The sequence below is a fragment of the Pseudenemella bisphenolivorans genome, assembly GCF_051133435.1.
Taxonomy (GTDB): domain Bacteria; phylum Actinomycetota; class Actinomycetes; order Propionibacteriales; family Propionibacteriaceae; genus JAAYAO01.
The window spans coordinates 836,003-848,253 of sequence record NZ_JBPGNY010000001.1 but is presented as its reverse complement, the minus strand read 5'-3'; the positions used below and the strand labels follow the sequence as shown (position 1 = coordinate 848,253).

The window sequence follows — 12,251 nt, the reverse complement described above, 5'->3', positions numbered from 1 at the left end:
GTTATCTCGGCTCGACCTTGGGTCAGCCCCCGAAGTTCTCCTCGCGCTCGTCGCGGGCCATCTCGGTGGCCAGGGAGTCGTCGATGCCGTCGGCGATCCGCTCGGCGGTCAGGCCGGCGTAGCTCACCAGCCGCCAGCCGGATTCCGGGTCGCCGGCCAGTTCGATGATCCCGGTGTTCTCCAGCGGATGCGAGGCGATGAAGCTGGCATCGGCGCCATCGGCCCGACACCCGGTCCACATCCGCAGGATTGCGCCGTGGGCGATCACCGCGGCGACATCGGAACCGGCCTGTCGGGCGGCTGCGACAGCCCGGTCGACCTGGCGGTCGAAGCGGGCGAGGACTTCTTCGCCCGACTCGCCGTTCGCCAGCCGGACGCTGCGGTCACCGTCGACCCAGGAGAACACGGTCTGGGCGTACTGATGATGGGCGTCGGGCTCGGTGGCGTCCTCGAGGTCACCGGCGAAGATCTCGCGGCCGTCGGCGTTGATCTCGGGTGTCAGGCCCAGTCGGGCGACCAGCGGGGCAGCCGTCTGTTGGGTGCGAACCAGGTTCGACACCACGAGCGCGCCGATCTGCTGCACTTCCGGTCGTCGGGCCAACTCCTCGGCCTGCTCGTGACCCAGGTCGGTCAGCGAGTGGCCGGGAGCGGCGGTATCGAGAATGCGATCGCGGTTCGCGGTGGTCTGGGCATGACGAATCAGTAGTAGGCGCACGTGCCCATTATGAGTCGGAGGCCAACATGCCGAAGATTCGGCGTCGAGTTTCGGTCAGTAACTCGGCGGTCTTCCGGCGGTCGTCGTCGGTGCCCGAGCTGGTCACCGCGCGGACCGCATCGGCCAGGCGGCGGAACTCGGTCCACAACTCGGCGACGTCTTCGGGGTAGGCATCGGCGGTCTCCCGATTGATCGCATCCCAGGGTTTGGGGTCGATCTCGGCGGCGGCTGCCCGACCCTCCTCGGTCACGGTGAAGGTCTTGTCACCCTCCGCGGCCACGATCAGACCCTCATCCTCGAGTTGGTTCAGGGCCGGGTAGACCGCACCGGGGCTGGGCTTCCAAGCGCCCTGCGTGCGGTCGGCGATTTCGCGGATGATCTGGTAGCCGTTGCGGGGTTTCTCGGCCAGCAGCGCCAGTGCCGCCAACCGGACGTCCCCGCGGCGGGCCCGGCCGCGGCCGCGCCCGGGGCCACCGAAGTCGAAGCCGAAGCCTTCGCCCATCCCGCGCCACGGTGCACCGGGCGGGCCACCGCCCATGCCGCGCCCGCCACCTCGTCGTCCGCCTCGCCGGGGGCCGGCGGTTTCCATCATTGCCCAACGGGGCATGCGTAGTGCGTGATTCATGGTCATCTCCTTGACAAATCGTTCTATCACGTACTTCTACGATATATCGTTAACTATCGTTGGGCAAGGACGTCGGTCGGTCCCGGGCGCCTGCGGCCCCGGCGGTACAGTGGGCACTCGTTGTCGACATCGAGGAGGGCCAGGTGCCGAAGACCCTGCGAATCGCGCAGTTGGCCAACCTGATCGGGCCCGTCTCCGGGGGGATGCGCACCGCGGTGCGGCACCTGGGCCGCGGCTATGTGGCGGCCGGCGCCGAACGGATCCTGGTGCTTCCGGGCAAACATGATCACTTCCGGGAAACCGAGGAGGGGATCGAGGTCTACGTGAAGGCCCCCGAGATCGTCGCCGGCTACCGGATGATCTTCGAGACCGGCCGGGCGCTGAGCGTGCTCGACCGGTTCCGGCCCACCAGCGTGGAGGTCTCGGACAAATGGACCCTGACCGCGGTCGGCCGATGGGCCCGGCGACGCGGTATCGGGTCGGTGCTGTTCAGCCACGAACGTCTGGACGCGATGGCGTCGATGTGGCTGCGGGAACGGTTCCGGGTGAACCGGGCGGTGCAATTGCTGTACCGCCGCTTGGTCAAGGAATTCGACTCGATCGTGGTGACCAGTGATTACGCCGCCGACGAGTACCACAATCTCGGCGCGAACCTGGTGCATGTGCCGCTCGGGGTCGATCTGACCACCTTCCATCCCGACAAGGGCTCACCGGTCGACGACGGCATCCTCAAGCTCGCCTACGTCGGACGGCTGTCGCGGGAGAAGAGCCCGCACCTGGGGGTGGCCACCGCGGTGGAGTTGCATCGCCAGGGCGTGCCGGTGCGGCTGGACATGTACGGCGTCGGCCCCGACGAGCAGGAACTGCGCGAACTGGCCAGCGACGCGCCGGTGGTCTTTCACGGCTACGTCGACTCCCGCGAAGAAATCGCGCGGCGGTTGGCCGGAGCCGATTTCGCGCTCTCGGTATGCCCGGCTGAGACCTTCGGCCTGGCGGTGCTGGAGGCGCTGGCCTGTGGCACCCCGGTGATCACCGCCGACCGGGGTGGCGGCTTCGAATTGGTGACCAGGGAATCCGGTGCCTGGGCCGCGCCCGACCCGGAATCCCTCGCCGACGCCCTGCTGCGGGCGGCGGCTCGTCCGCGGCAGCAGATGCGGGTGGCCGCCCGGGCCCAGGCGGAGCGGTACCCCTGGCAGAACAGCATCGATCGGATGCTGACCCTGCATCACCATCTGGCCCGGGAAGTGCCCTATCTGCCGATGAGTGCCGACCGGTTGCGCCGCGCGCTCTCGCCGGAGGCCTTCGAGGCCCTGCAGTTCCGTCCCGAGAAGTAGCGCGCGGCGCGCCCGTCATGGCGTTCGGTGTGCGCGATCAGCGTTCGACCAGGGCCACCACGCGGCAGGGCGAACCACTGCCCTTGACGATCGGCAGCGGCAGGGCGACAACCACCGCACCGCGGGCGGGCAGCTTGTCGAGGTTCTGCAACTGGGTGATGCCCCACTTGTCCACCGCGGCCATCTCGTAGTGGCAGGGGAAGGGCAGGTCGAAGCCGAAGGCCTGGCCGGCATCGGTGCCGACGGTCTCCACGCCCATGCCCAGGATCGGCAGGGTGGACACCAGCTTGGCCGCGTCCACCGACAGGCCGGGGGAGACCGGGCCCTCATCGGTGAGTCCGAGTGCGGCCTCCTGACCCTTGACGGTCTGCGCACCCCACCCGGTGCGGATCAGCAGCCAGGAGCCTTCCTCGATCTCGCCGTGCTCGGCGATCCAGCCCTCGATGTCCTCACGGCTGATGATGTAGCCGGGATCGGCCTCGACCCGGTCGGCGAAGTCCATCACCACGGCCGGGCCGATCATCTGCTGGACGGGCACCTGCGAGATGTCCAGACCACCCTTGTTGCTCTCCCAGTGGCAGGGGGCGTCGAAGTGGGTACCGGTGTGTTCCCCGGTGGTGAAGTTGTTCCAGTACCAGCCCGGCCCGCGATCGTCGAAGTTCGAGATCTCGTGCAGGGTGAACCGCTCGGTCTGACCCATCTCCGGGGGCAGCATCAGGACGGGGGTGTCATGGCTGAGCGGGGAGGTCAGATCGATGACCTCGATCGACGACGAGGTCAGGGCCTGAGCCAGTGCGGTAAGGGTGGACATGGATACTCCTTGCATCTAGAGGGGTATGAAAGGGAAAGCCCCGGTAGCGGGTGCTCGGGGCCGGCCGCGCGCTCAGCAACCCGATTCCCGTTAGCTAACCGACCCGGTGCGGGGCGTGGCTAGCCAATCTGCGCGGCCCGGTGGCCAGTTTGCGTTCATCCGGCCATCAGGGTCTGGGACGGTTTCTCGCCGAACCTGCGTCGGTACTCACCGGAGAATCGGCCGAAATGGCTGACCCCGACGCCGGTTGCGATCCGGGTGACGGTGGTCATCGTCGGGTCGCCGGCGCGCAGTCGCAGGTGGGCGATGGTCAGCCGGCGTTCCTTGATGTAGGCCAGCGGGGTCATCTCCAGTTCGCGCCGGAAGGCCTCCTGCAGTGTGCGCACCGAGACCCCGGTGGCGGCCGCCACCCGGGGCACGGTGAGGTCGGCGTCGGACAGGTGGGCCTCGATGTAATCGATGGCCTGTTGTACCCGGCTCGGCTTCATCGATTCGCTCAGGCCCAGTTGTTCGGAGTAGTTGTGCCGCTGCGAGACCAGCAGTTGGCCAGCCAGGGTGGCGCCGAAGGACTGCATGATCTCGGGCCGGTGGGTCAGCGAGGTACCCCGGCGCAGCTCGTCGGCCAGGAACAACACGGTGCGCAGCCAGGCGGCATTGGTCTCATCGTCCAGCTTCATCTGCGGCAGAAAGATCAACGGCTTGTCCATCGGGCGGGCCAGCATCAGCCGCAACTCGTGTTCGACCACCGAGCGGGCCAGGTACACGCACAACTGATCGGTGTCGTGGTGCCATTCCATCGTCACCGAGGCGGTGGGGGAGAGCACCGAGGCGACTCCGGGCAGGGAGGCGACGTCGGTGCCGTCCTGGGTGATGTCGGCCGACCCGGTGCGCGGAACCTGCACCAGGAAGAAATCGCCCAGCGGTTCCGGCTGGATCCGTACCGGCACCCCGTAGTTGAGCCGCACCAGGCGCACCGGGCCCATCTCATCGGCGGTCAGCGACATGTCCACCTCGCGCCGTGCCTTGCCGATCGGGGTCAGGGTGTGTTCGCAGAACACGTCCGAGACGATCTGCTGCGCCTCGTCCGGGTCCTGGGTGGCGAGAGCGTGTCGGCGTAAGACCCCCATTGGTCTCCCCCTTGTGGGTTCGTCGGGCCGGTTCGCGGATTTTGGACATATTCCGCGGGCGATCCGGATAGCTGCGGTGTGAGCGGCATCACTAGCTTGAAATATGTGATCAAATGTAGGCCATTTCTTGGAAGGTGACCAGATGTCAGGGACTCTGCTGGGACGTACCGCGATCGTGACCGGGGGCGCCACGCTCGTCGGTCGGGGAGTCGTGGAAGCGCTGCGCGATGAAGGCGCCACGGTTGTGATCGCCGATATCGATGCCGAGGGCGCGAACGCGATCGCCGACGGCATGGATGGGGTCGAGTCGATTCCGACCGATGTCACCCAGGACGATCAGGTGCAGAAGCTGGTCGCCGAGGTGGCCGAGCGGCACGGGGGCATCGACATTCTGGTGAACCTGGCCTGCACCTACCTCGACGACGGGGCCGACACCGCCCCGTCCGACTGGCTGACCGCCTTCGACGTGAACCTGGTGGGCGCGGTCCGGATGGCCCAGGCCTGCCGTCCCCATCTCGCCGCCACCGGCAAGGGGGCGATCGTCAACTTCACCTCGATCAGCTCCAAGGTCGCCCAGACCGGACGCTGGGTCTACCCGGCCAGCAAGGCTGCGCTGGTGCAGGTGACCCGGTCGATGGCGATGGACTGGGCCGGTGACGGCATCCGGGTCAACTCGGTCAGCCCGGGCTGGACCTGGTCGAAGATCATGGACGACCTCTCGGAGCACAACCGCGAGCTCACCGACTCGGTGGCCGCCGACTTCCACCTCACCCGTCGCGTCGGCGATCCGGTCGAAGTGGGTCGCGTCGTCGCCTTCCTGTGCTCGGATGCCGCCTCGGTGGTCACCGGCGCCGACTGGGCCGCCGACGGTGGCTACTCCGCGATGGGCCCCGAACAGTCCGTCCCCGCCATCCCGCGGCTGATCCCCGCCGACAAGAACTGAGGCCCGTGATGAAGATTGCTGTGATCGGAGCCGGCTTCGCCGGTGTGGCGGCGGTGAAAACCCTGACCCAGTTCGGCCACGATGTGACCGGATTCGAGAAGGCCCCCGATGTGGGCGGGGTGTGGAGCCGGGTGCGTCGCTACCCGGGTCTGTCGACCCAGAACAACAAGGGCACCTACTCGCTGATCGAGATGCCCTACCCGAAGCACTACCCCGAGTGGCCGTCGGGCACCCAGGTGCAGGAGTACCTGGCCGGCTATGTGCGCCGCTTCGGCATCGAGGACAAGATCAAGGTCAGCACCGAGGTGGTGCACGCCGAACTGGACGAGTCCGGGCCGCAACCGCGCTGGACCGTCACTTACCGTCCGGTGGAGAGCCGGTTCGGTGGCGAATCCGAGCCGGCCGGGCCGGAGGAGTCCGAGGTCTTCGACTACGTGGTGGTGGCCAACGGCATCTTCAGCCAGCCCTTCCTGCCGCCCTACCCGGGGCGCGAGGAGTTCGAGGCCGCCGGCGGACGCCTGTGTGCCCCCTCCGATGTGCGCGACCTGGCCGAGATCGAGGGCAAGAACGTGCTCGTGGTCGGTTACGGCAAGTCGGGCTGCGATATCGCCTCTGCGGTGGCCGAGTCGTCGGCCAGCACCACCGTGGTCGCCCGGCACCTGTTGTGGAAGCTGCCCAAGAAGCTGATGGGCAAGCTGAACTTCAAGTACCTGATGCTGAACCGTCTGGGCGAGGCGCTGTTCGAGTACCGCCGCCCGACCCCGGTGGAGAAGTTCCTGCACGGCCCCGGCAAGCCGGTGCGCAACGGCATGATCAACACCGTCCAGGGCGTCGCGGTCAAGCAGTTGAAGCTCAAGGAACACGACCTGGTGCCCGAGGGCAGCTTCGACCGGATCGCCCGCTCCACCGTCTCGCTGACCACCGACGGCTTCTACGAGAAGGTGGCCGAGGGCAAGCTGCAGGTGCTGCGCGAGACCGAGATCGTCCGGCTGTACGCCGAGGACGGCAAGCCGATGGCCGAACTGTCCACCGGGGAACGCCGCCCGGCCGATGTGGTGATCGCGGCCACCGGCTGGAAGCAGGGTGTGCCGTTCCTCGACGACGAGGTCACCCAGCGGCTGACCGACGACCGCGGCAACTTCGAATTGTGGCGCTACATCCTGCCCCACGACGTGCCCGGTCTGGCATTCTGTGGCTACAACAGTTCCTTCTTCAGCCCGCTGTCGGCCGAACTCGGTGCTTTGTGGATCGCCAACCACCTGATGGGACATTCGGTGATGCCCGAGGTCGAGCAGCGCCGCGAGCTGGTGGCCGAGCGGCTGCGCTGGATGGAGGAACGCACCGAGGGCAAACACGCCAGGGGGACCAACATCATCCCCTTCTCGATGCACAACATCGACGAACTGATGCGCGGCCTGGGACTCAAGATCTCGCCGCTGCAGCGCTTCAAGGAATGGCTGCTGCCGGTGAGCCCGCAGGACTACGCATGGGTGATCAAGGCGCTGCTGCGCCGCAAGGAGGGAAAGCAGAGCCGATGAACAACTTCGACGCGATCGTGGTGGGTTCGGGCATCAACGGCCTGGTGGCCGCCGCCGAACTGTCCGGTGCCGGCTGGCGGGTCTGCCTGGTCGAGGCCAATGACCGCCTGGGCGGGTTCATGGCCACCGACGAACTGACCGTTCCGGGGCTGCGGCACGACACCTACTCGTCGTGGCATCCGCTCTTCGTCACCGGCGGCGCCCATGCCGAACTGGGCGAGGACCTGGCCCGGCTCGGGGTCGAGTACTGCAATGCCGAGGACGCGGTGACCGCCACGGTCGCCGCCGACGGGCGGGCGGCGATCGCCTACCGGGACGTGGCCAAGACCATCGATGCGTTCGAACACCCCGCAGACCGCGAGGCCTATGGGCGGATGCTGGACCGGCTGGTGGCCGATCTCGATGTGATCGGCGGCCTGCTCGGTTCCGAGCTGCGCAGCGCCAAGATCGCCTCCCCGGTGTTCAAGTTGTTCCGGCGCGGGGGACGGGCCCGGCTCGAGGGTTGGGCCCGCGACGGGGTCGCCAGCGGCCGCCGCTGGGGCCGTCGCCAGTTCCGTGGCTGGGAGACCGATCAGCTCTGGGCCCCGTGGCTGTTGCATGCCGGGTTGACCCCCGACAGCGCCACGGGTGGGCTGATGATCCCGCTCTTCGCCGCCACCTTGCACCAGGCCGGGTTGCCGATCGTCAAGGGCGGCCAGGGAGCCTTCCTGGCGGCCTTCGAGGCTCTCCTGGCCGAACGCGGGGTGGACGTGCGCACCGGCGCCCGGGTCTCCGAGATCACCACTCAGGGGAAACGGGCCACCGGGGTGAAACTTGCCGACGGAACGACGCTGCGCGCCGAGCGCGCGGTGGTCGCCTCGGTCAGCCCCGGCGCGCTGTACCACGAACTGTTGCCCGCCACGGTGGTTCCCGACGAGATCCGGGCCGAGGCCGATGTCTACCAGCCCGGCCGAGCCGCGATGCAGGTGCACATCGCCCTGCGGGAGCCCCTGGTGTGGCGGGACGAGCGACTCGCCGGCATCCCGCTGGTGCACCTGAGCGATGGTTCCAACTCCACCGCGATCGCCTGTGTCCAGGCCGAGGCGGGCCTGCTGCCCGCCCGTCCGACGGTGGCGGTGGGGCAGCAGCAACTGATCGACCCGAGCCGGGTCACCGCCGAGGGCAAGGGCATGTTGTGGCTGCAGATGCAGGAAGTGCCCTACGCCCCGGTCGGTGATGCCGCTGGCACCCTGGACGTCAGCGGTGGCTGGACCGAGGAGCTCAAGCAGGGCTACCTGGATCGGGTGCTGGATGTGATCGAGGAACAAGCCCCCGGGGTGAAGGCCGCGGTCGAGAAGGCGGTGGTGATCGCCCCGACCGACCTGGAGGCCTACAACCCCAACGCGATCAACGGTGACCCCTACGGCGGCAGCGCCGAACTGGATCAGTTCCTGATCTGGCGACCCGGCCCGGCCAGCTCGCGGCATCGCACCGTGGTGCCCGGCCTGTGGCATATCGGCGCGGCCACCCACCCGGGCCCCGGCCTGGGCGGGGGATCGGGCCACCTGGTGGCCCAGGAGCTCATCGGTCGTAAGCGCAAGTGAAGCAAAAGATCGTGTGACTTCTTGTTCGACAGGTGAACAAGAAGTCACACGATCTTTGCGTCAGAGGGAGATGTTGAACTCCGCGGCCAACTGATCGGCCGCGCCGGGGTTCAGGTTGGCCACCGTGCGCACCAGGTGCTCGCGCAGGGCACGTTCGGCGGCATCGGGATCGCCCGAGGCACAGGCGCTCAGCAGCGCATCGTGTTCGGTACGGCGCATCGCCACGGCGGTCGGGTTCATGCCTGCGGCCACCCGATAGCGCTCGCTGTTGGCCCAGGTGGGCTCGACCGAGCGCACCGCCCAGGGCGCCTCGGCGGCCTGGTAGATGGTGAAGTGGAAACCACGGTGCGCGGCGCGGGCCGCGTCCGGGTCGTGGTTCTGCTGGCGTTCGGCCTGCAGGTCCAACTGGGCCAGGGCCTCGGCATGCACCTCGGGGGTGAACCGCACCGCGGCCCGGCGGGCCAGGTAGCCCTCCAGCAGAATGCGGGTGCGGTAGGTGTCGGTCAGATCGGCTGCCGACACCTCCCGCACCCGGGCGCCCCGATAGGGCTCGACTTCGATCACACCGAGTGCTTCCAACCGGCGCACGGCTTCGCGCACCGGCATCATGCTCATCTCGAGCGACTCGGCGAGATTCTTCAACCGCAACGGCTCGTTCGGCAGCAAACGCCCCTGCAGGATGGCGTCCAGGATCGCCTCGTAGGCTTGATCCGAGGTGGTTGCCCGTCGAGGCGGGGTGATTGCTGCTGGGTCCACGGCTGTCAGTACTTTCCGCTCAGGAGTTCTCCGCAATCGGGCACGCTCGTGTCGAGGCCCAGGGCCTTGAGCATTTGGTACACGGTTGCGACCGCGGCAGATACTACCGGTTTTCCGATGCGGTCCTGGACAACCTGGATCGCTTCGAGGGACGGCATCTGCACGCAGGCCGACAACACGACCGCATCGGCGCCGGAGTGATCGACCTTGTCGACCAGGTCCACCAGGGCCATCGGGTCGCGGGCGCCCACCTCGAGATTGTTCGGAATCTCCAAGGCGAGGGAGTCGGTCACCGTGTAGCCCTCGTTCTCGATGTAGGCCACCACCTTGTCGGTGAGCGGTCGCATGTAGGGCGCGATCACGGCGATTTTCTCGACCCCCATCACCCGCAGCGAGTCGACCAGCGCACCGGCGCTGGACACCACGGGGGCAGGGTGGCCGTTCTCCTCGGTGATCTTGCCGAGCCGCTCCTGGGAGACGCAGTGGTAACCCAGCTCGCGGGCCATGATCGCCACCAGGCAGGCATAGCCGATCACGTCCACCGCGGCATCGGAGATTTCGGCGGCACACCGGTCGGAGTCGTTGTCCATCGACAACAGTTCCTCGGGCGTGACCTCCTTCATCCGCATCCGGGCCGAGTGGAAGGTGAACCGCTCCGGCGCCACGGTCTCGCGGCGCCGGAACATGGCCGGGATCTCGGTCTCCATGGTGACATTGGAGCTCGGGACGATCTGGCCGATCCGGTATTTGCGGGCCACGTCAGACCGCCTGTACCGGGTTGGTCAGGGTGCCGATCTTCTCGATCGTCGCCTCGACGACATCACCCGGCTGCAGGAACTGCGGCGGATCCATCGCGGCACCCACACCCATCGGCGAGCCGGTGGCGATCATGTCGCCGGGCTCCATGGTCATACCGGAGGCCAGGTCGGCGATCAGGGTGGGGATCTTGAACAGCATGTTCTTGGTGTTGCCGTGCTGCATCTGCTGGCCGTTCACGGTCAGCTTCAGTTCCAGGTCGTGCGGGTCGCCGATCTCGTCGGCGGTGACCAGCACCGGGCCGAAGGGCTTGTAGGTGTCCTGGCCCTTGCTGAAGAACCAACGCTGGGAGCGACGCTGGTCGCGGGCGCTGATGTCATTGCAGATCGAGTAGCCGAAGACGTGGTTGAGGGCGTCTTCCTCGGTCAGGTCGTAGTTGGTGACGGTGCCGATCACCACGGCGAGTTCGCATTCCCAGTCGAGCATGCTGGTCATCTCGGCGTTGTGGCGGATCGCTTCCTGATCACCGATCACGGCGGTGCCGGGGGTGCCGAAGAGCACCGGACGCGGGGGGAGTTCCTCATCGGTGTCCAGCGAGCGGCTCGACTCCTCGACGTGCTCGACGTAGTTCAGGCCGACGCCGACGATCTTGCCCGGACGCAGCGGCGCCCGCAGGGTGAGGTCGGATTCGTTCAGCACCGCATCGGACAGCTCATCGGCGCGCTGCATCAGGCCGGCCACGTCGTAGGCGCCGTTGTCCGAGACATGGTCGAACAGGGTTGCGGGGGCCTGCGGGTCGGCCGCCGGCACGTCCAAGACCCGGCCTTCGCCGAGCCGGACGCCCCAGGAGACGTCGCTGGAACCCTGGCGGGAGAAGCTGAGCAGTTGCATGGATTCACTCCTTGGTTGAGTCTTCGTCCGCGTCATCCCGGCCGGGTGCGCGGAAGTTCTGGGGGTCATCGAGGGAGACCGGGAGCCGCGGGGTGCGGTCCACGTTCAGTTGGAACACGTCGAAGCGGTTGTAGTGGCCGATGATGTCGTGCATCTGCTTCTGCGGAATCTGCGAGGCGATGTCGATCTCGGCGAAGCGCATGCCCTCTTCGTCGATCAGTTCCTCGGTGATCAACCGGCCGTCGGGGCCGAAGATGCCGCTGAAGGCGGAACGCTTGCGCTCCAGCATGGTGCGCGCGGCCTTGTCGTCGCCGGCCACGTTGTCGATGATCTCGGGGGTGATCGCGGCGCAGGACACGATGCTGTGCACCTTGCCCTCGAAGCTGTGGGCGGCGGCCCGCACCTTGATCGCCTCGACCATGTCGTAGTCGGGGGGAGCGGTGGGCAGGGCGATGTAGTTCGCCACGTGCACCTGCTCGCCCTGGGCCAACAGGGAGAAGCGGGCCAGGGTGTTGGTGTTCTCGCCGCAGGCCAACGCACCCAGCTTGCCGATCCGGGTGTCGTAGACCTTCAGTGAGGATCCGTCGCCGTTGCCCCAGGAGAGCTTCTCGGCCCAGGTCGGCACCAGCTTGCGGTGCACCCCGAGCAGTTCACCCTGATCGCCGATGAACAGCACCGAGTTGTACAGGGTGCCCATCGACTGGGGGTGACGCTCGTTGATGCCGATCACCAGGAAGACCCCGTGCCGGCGGCAGGCGTCGCGCAGCTTGGCGACCTCGGGGCCGTCGGCGTGGATCGCGGCGGTGAACAGTTCGGCGAAGCGCTTGCCGCCCTCGACCGGGTTGTGCGTCCAGTTCCAGTACGGATACCCGGGCACGAACACTTCCGGCAGGGCCAGCAGGGATGCGCCTCCCTCGGCGGCCTGACGCACCAGATCGCAGGCCTTGTCGATCGTGGCGTCGGTATCCATGAAGACGGGCGCGGCCTGTGCGGTGGCGGCGATGAAGGTGGGGAAAGCGGTCATGAACACTCCTGGGGGAGGGACTGGACCCCTGGAGGTTAGCATTTGATCAAATCTTAGCCAACCCCCTATTTGACCCTTGTTTCCTCGGGGAGGGCTGTGCTGTACTGGAGGCAGATTTGATCAAATACGCACAAAGGGCGCTCGCCGC

The 12,251-nt window shown here is 67.4% G+C and carries 12 protein-coding genes; 4 read left to right on the top strand and 8 right to left on the bottom strand.

Going from position 1 to position 12,251, the window contains the following annotated elements:
- Positions 1 to 22: 22 nt before the first annotated feature.
- Together ACR4XW_RS04155 and ACR4XW_RS04150 are read right to left on the bottom strand one after the other, a co-directional pair.
- On the bottom strand, positions 23 to 715 hold the full coding sequence (locus tag ACR4XW_RS04155) for a histidine phosphatase family protein (protein ID WP_434759240.1): 693 nt from the start codon (positions 713 to 715) through the stop codon (positions 23 to 25).
- Positions 716 to 722: 7 nt separating this feature from the next.
- The gene (locus ACR4XW_RS04150) at positions 723 to 1,322 is read right to left on the bottom strand and encodes a PadR family transcriptional regulator (RefSeq protein ID WP_434759239.1); all 600 of its coding nucleotides are present in this window, start codon (positions 1,320 to 1,322) and stop codon (positions 723 to 725) included.
- 221 nt (positions 1,323 to 1,543) lie between these two features.
- On the opposite strand from ACR4XW_RS04150, the gene ACR4XW_RS04145 reads away from it, so the two are divergent.
- Positions 1,544 to 2,674, top strand: a complete 1,131-nt coding sequence (locus tag ACR4XW_RS04145; RefSeq protein ID WP_434759404.1) for a glycosyltransferase — start codon at positions 1,544 to 1,546, stop codon at positions 2,672 to 2,674.
- Between the two features lie 37 nt (positions 2,675 to 2,711).
- Here the strand turns inward: ACR4XW_RS04145 and ACR4XW_RS04140 are convergent, their stop codons facing one another.
- Positions 2,712 to 3,485 carry a cyclase family protein gene (locus tag ACR4XW_RS04140; RefSeq protein WP_434759238.1) on the bottom strand — a complete coding sequence of 258 codons (774 nt, stop codon included), beginning with the start codon at positions 3,483 to 3,485 and terminating at the stop codon, positions 2,712 to 2,714.
- Positions 3,486 to 3,640: 155 nt separating this feature from the next.
- Positions 3,641 to 4,612, bottom strand: a complete 972-nt coding sequence (locus ACR4XW_RS04135) for an AraC family transcriptional regulator (protein ID WP_434759237.1) — start codon at positions 4,610 to 4,612, stop codon at positions 3,641 to 3,643.
- A gap of 142 nt (positions 4,613 to 4,754) precedes the next feature.
- Between ACR4XW_RS04135 and ACR4XW_RS04130 the strand changes: the two genes are divergently transcribed.
- Genes ACR4XW_RS04130 through ACR4XW_RS04120 form a run of 3 tightly spaced genes read left to right on the top strand, consistent with a single transcriptional unit; the run spans position 4,755 to position 8,676 of the window.
- Positions 4,755 to 5,555, top strand: a complete 801-nt coding sequence (locus ACR4XW_RS04130) for an SDR family oxidoreductase (RefSeq protein ID WP_434759236.1) — start codon at positions 4,755 to 4,757, stop codon at positions 5,553 to 5,555.
- An 8-nt stretch (positions 5,556 to 5,563) separates the two neighbouring features.
- The gene (locus tag ACR4XW_RS04125) at positions 5,564 to 7,093 is read left to right on the top strand and encodes a flavin-containing monooxygenase (RefSeq protein ID WP_434759235.1); all 1,530 of its coding nucleotides are present in this window, start codon (positions 5,564 to 5,566) and stop codon (positions 7,091 to 7,093) included.
- A complete protein-coding gene (locus ACR4XW_RS04120) occupies positions 7,090 to 8,676 on the top strand; it encodes a phytoene desaturase family protein (protein WP_434759234.1) in 1,587 nt (528 codons plus the stop codon). The genes ACR4XW_RS04125 and ACR4XW_RS04120 overlap by 4 nt, the downstream gene beginning before the upstream one ends.
- 60 nt (positions 8,677 to 8,736) lie before the next feature.
- On the opposite strand, the gene ACR4XW_RS04115 is transcribed toward ACR4XW_RS04120, so the two are convergent.
- From ACR4XW_RS04115 to ACR4XW_RS04100, 4 genes are read right to left on the bottom strand one after another with little or no spacing between them, the layout of a single operon-like run.
- The gene (locus ACR4XW_RS04115; protein WP_434759233.1) at positions 8,737 to 9,432 is read right to left on the bottom strand and encodes a GntR family transcriptional regulator; all 696 of its coding nucleotides are present in this window, start codon (positions 9,430 to 9,432) and stop codon (positions 8,737 to 8,739) included.
- Positions 9,433 to 9,437: 5 nt separating this feature from the next.
- Positions 9,438 to 10,190, bottom strand: a complete 753-nt coding sequence (locus ACR4XW_RS04110; protein WP_434759232.1) for a maleate cis-trans isomerase family protein — start codon at positions 10,188 to 10,190, stop codon at positions 9,438 to 9,440.
- Between the two features lies 1 nt (position 10,191).
- Positions 10,192 to 11,079, bottom strand: a complete 888-nt coding sequence (locus tag ACR4XW_RS04105; protein WP_434759231.1) for a fumarylacetoacetate hydrolase family protein — start codon at positions 11,077 to 11,079, stop codon at positions 10,192 to 10,194.
- 4 nt (positions 11,080 to 11,083) lie between these two features.
- Entirely contained in the window at positions 11,084 to 12,103 is a 1,020-nt protein-coding gene (locus ACR4XW_RS04100; RefSeq protein WP_434759230.1) for a carbon-nitrogen hydrolase family protein, read from the bottom strand.
- Between the last annotated feature and the right edge of the window lie 148 nt (positions 12,104 to 12,251).

Bases quoted from the DNA above. Each gene is read 5' to 3' on its own strand.
- ACR4XW_RS04150 (WP_434759239.1), bottom strand. From the start codon at position 1,322: ATGCCCCGTTGGGCAATGATGGAAACCGCCGGCCCCCGGCGAGGCGGA.
- ACR4XW_RS04145 (WP_434759404.1), top strand. From the start codon at position 1,544: ATGCGCACCGCGGTGCGGCACCTGGGCCGCGGCTATGTGGCGGCCGGC.
- ACR4XW_RS04140 (WP_434759238.1), bottom strand. From the start codon at position 3,485: ATGTCCACCCTTACCGCACTGGCTCAGGCCCTGACCTCGTCGTCGATC.
- ACR4XW_RS04135 (WP_434759237.1), bottom strand. From the start codon at position 4,612: ATGGGGGTCTTACGCCGACACGCTCTCGCCACCCAGGACCCGGACGAG.
- ACR4XW_RS04130 (WP_434759236.1), top strand. From the start codon at position 4,755: ATGTCAGGGACTCTGCTGGGACGTACCGCGATCGTGACCGGGGGCGCC.
- ACR4XW_RS04125 (WP_434759235.1), top strand. From the start codon at position 5,564: ATGAAGATTGCTGTGATCGGAGCCGGCTTCGCCGGTGTGGCGGCGGTG.
- ACR4XW_RS04120 (WP_434759234.1), top strand. From the start codon at position 7,090: ATGAACAACTTCGACGCGATCGTGGTGGGTTCGGGCATCAACGGCCTG.
- ACR4XW_RS04105 (WP_434759231.1), bottom strand. From the start codon at position 11,079: ATGCAACTGCTCAGCTTCTCCCGCCAGGGTTCCAGCGACGTCTCCTGG.
- ACR4XW_RS04100 (WP_434759230.1), bottom strand. From the start codon at position 12,103: ATGACCGCTTTCCCCACCTTCATCGCCGCCACCGCACAGGCCGCGCCC.